The following is a 2,055-nucleotide window of genomic DNA, read 5'->3' as shown; positions in this document are numbered from 1 at the left end:
CCCTGGGGCGGGCCATGGCGCCCAGTGGCGCCAGCACCGGCGCCCATGAGGCCCATGAACTGCGGGACGGAGACAAGAGTCGCTACGGGGGCAAGGGGGTGCTCAAGGCGGTTGCCAACATTGAGGAGCGCATTGCACCGGCCATCTGTGGCCTCAATGCCCTGGAGCAGCAGGCGGTGGATCAGGCCATGGGGGATCTGGACGGCAGCCGCAACAAGTCCGGCCTGGGGGCCAATGCGGTGTTGGCGGTGTCTCTGGCCACTGCCCATGCCGCCGCCCGGGGTTTGGGGCTGCCGCTCTACCGCTACCTGGGGGGTCCCATGGCCACGGTGCTGCCGGTTCCCCTCATGAATCTGCTTAACGGCGGCGCCCATGCCAGCAACACGCTGGATTTTCAGGAATTCATGGTGGTGCCCCATGCGGCCGCCACGTTCCGGGAAGCCCTGCGCATGGGGGCCGAGGTGTTCCATGCCCTGAAGGATCTGCTCAAGGGGCGGGGGCTATCGCTGGCGGTGGGGGATGAAGGCGGCTTTGCCCCGGACCTGCGGGATAACCACGCGGCCCTGACTCTGCTGGTGGAGGCCGTTGAACAGGCCGGTTACCGCCCCGGTGAACAGATTTCCCTGGCCCTGGACGTGGCCAGCACGGAATTCTACCGTGACGGCGCCTATCACTTTGGCGGCCGCAGCCTTGACTCCACGGAAATGGTGCGGGAGTTGGCTGATCTCTGTGATCGCTACCCCATTGTTTCCATTGAAGACGGGCTGGCGGAGGATGACTGGAGTGGCTGGGAACAGCTCACACAAGTGCTGGGGAATCGCATTCAGCTTGTGGGGGATGATCTATTTGTCACCAATCGGCAGCGGCTGCAACGGGGTATTGACGAAGGGGTGGCCAATGCCATCCTGATCAAGGTGAATCAGATTGGCAGCCTCAGCGAAACCATGGAGGCCATGGCCCTGGGCAGCCGTCATGGTTATGGCAGTGTGGTGAGTCACCGTTCAGGGGAAACGGAAGACGTGTCCATTGCCGATCTGGCGGTGGCCAGCCGGGCCGGTCAAATCAAGACCGGCTCCCTCAGCCGCAGCGAGCGGGTGGCCAAATACAATCGGCTGCTGCGCATTGAAGATGAACTGGGCAGCCAAGCCCGTTATGGGGGCGCCATGGGCATGGGTCCACAGGGGAGACAACCGCCGCGCTGAGCGGAGCCGTCCAGTTTCACCAAGGGCGCCCCCTCAGCCTCCCGGCAGGCGCTCTTCCCGCCGCAGGCGCAGGTTGGCCTGGAGCCAGCCCTTGACCACGGGCGCCATGGCCGTCAGGGGCAGCAACGCCAGCCAGGGGGAGGCGCTCAGGTTGGTGGAGAGGATGGCGGCGGCAATGGCCAGGCCACCCAGCAGGGTGGCTTGACCACTGGATTGCTGGGCCAGCACCAGGCGGCGCAGAATTCGTTCGCTGTCACCGGAGCGCACCTGAACTTGCAGGTCCCCCTGCTCCAGTCGGGCCAAGCTCTCGTCCAGGCGGCGGGGGATGCCCAGGGCGCGGCTGCCCACTTCCGCCGCCTGGCGGCTGAGGCCGCTCAGAAACGCATCGGCGCCGTTGGTTTTGCCGTCGCTGTCCTTGTTGTCTTGATTGCTCATCAGAGGAATGAGATAGGGCTTGGCAATATCCACCAGGGTAAAACCCGGATCCAGGGTGCGGCCGACGCCTTCAAATGTGGAAAGGGCCCGCAGCACGAAAATCAAATCCGGCGGCAGCCGAAAGGGTTGGCCATAGACCAGATCGTAGACATCTCCGGAAAGCTTCTCCAGCACGTGGGAGGAGAAGGGGGGGGTGAGCACTTCCGTGAGCATGAGACGCACCAGGCGCCGCACCGGTCCCAGGTCGATGCCCCTGGCCAACAGACCCACCCGCTGCAATTCCTCGGTGAGTCCGGCTGCATCCCGGGACGCGGCGTAGGTCACCATGCGGCGGATGCGGCTCCGCAGCAGGGGAGACACGGTGCCCATCATGCCGAAGTCGTAGTAGATCAAGCCGCCGTCATTGGCCACGGCCAGA

General features: G+C 64.8%; 2 protein-coding genes. One reads left to right on the top strand and one right to left on the bottom strand.

Features of this window, described 5'->3' with window-relative positions; translation table 11 throughout:
• A partial coding sequence (gene eno / locus BG35_RS0109600; RefSeq protein ID WP_025782650.1) for a phosphopyruvate hydratase occupies positions 1-1,202 on the top strand: 1,202 nt, incomplete at its 5' end.
• Between the two features lie 33 nt (positions 1,203-1,235).
• Here the strand turns inward: eno and BG35_RS13285 are convergent.
• On the bottom strand, positions 1,236-2,055 hold an 820-nt coding region (locus BG35_RS13285), incomplete at its 5' end, for a hypothetical protein (protein ID WP_025782649.1).

Source organism: Candidatus Synechococcus spongiarum SH4 (assembly GCF_000586015.1).
GTDB lineage: Bacteria > Cyanobacteriota > Cyanobacteriia > PCC-6307 > Cyanobiaceae > Synechococcus_B > Synechococcus_B spongiarum_F.
This window is presented reverse-complemented; position numbering and strand designations above follow the sequence as displayed.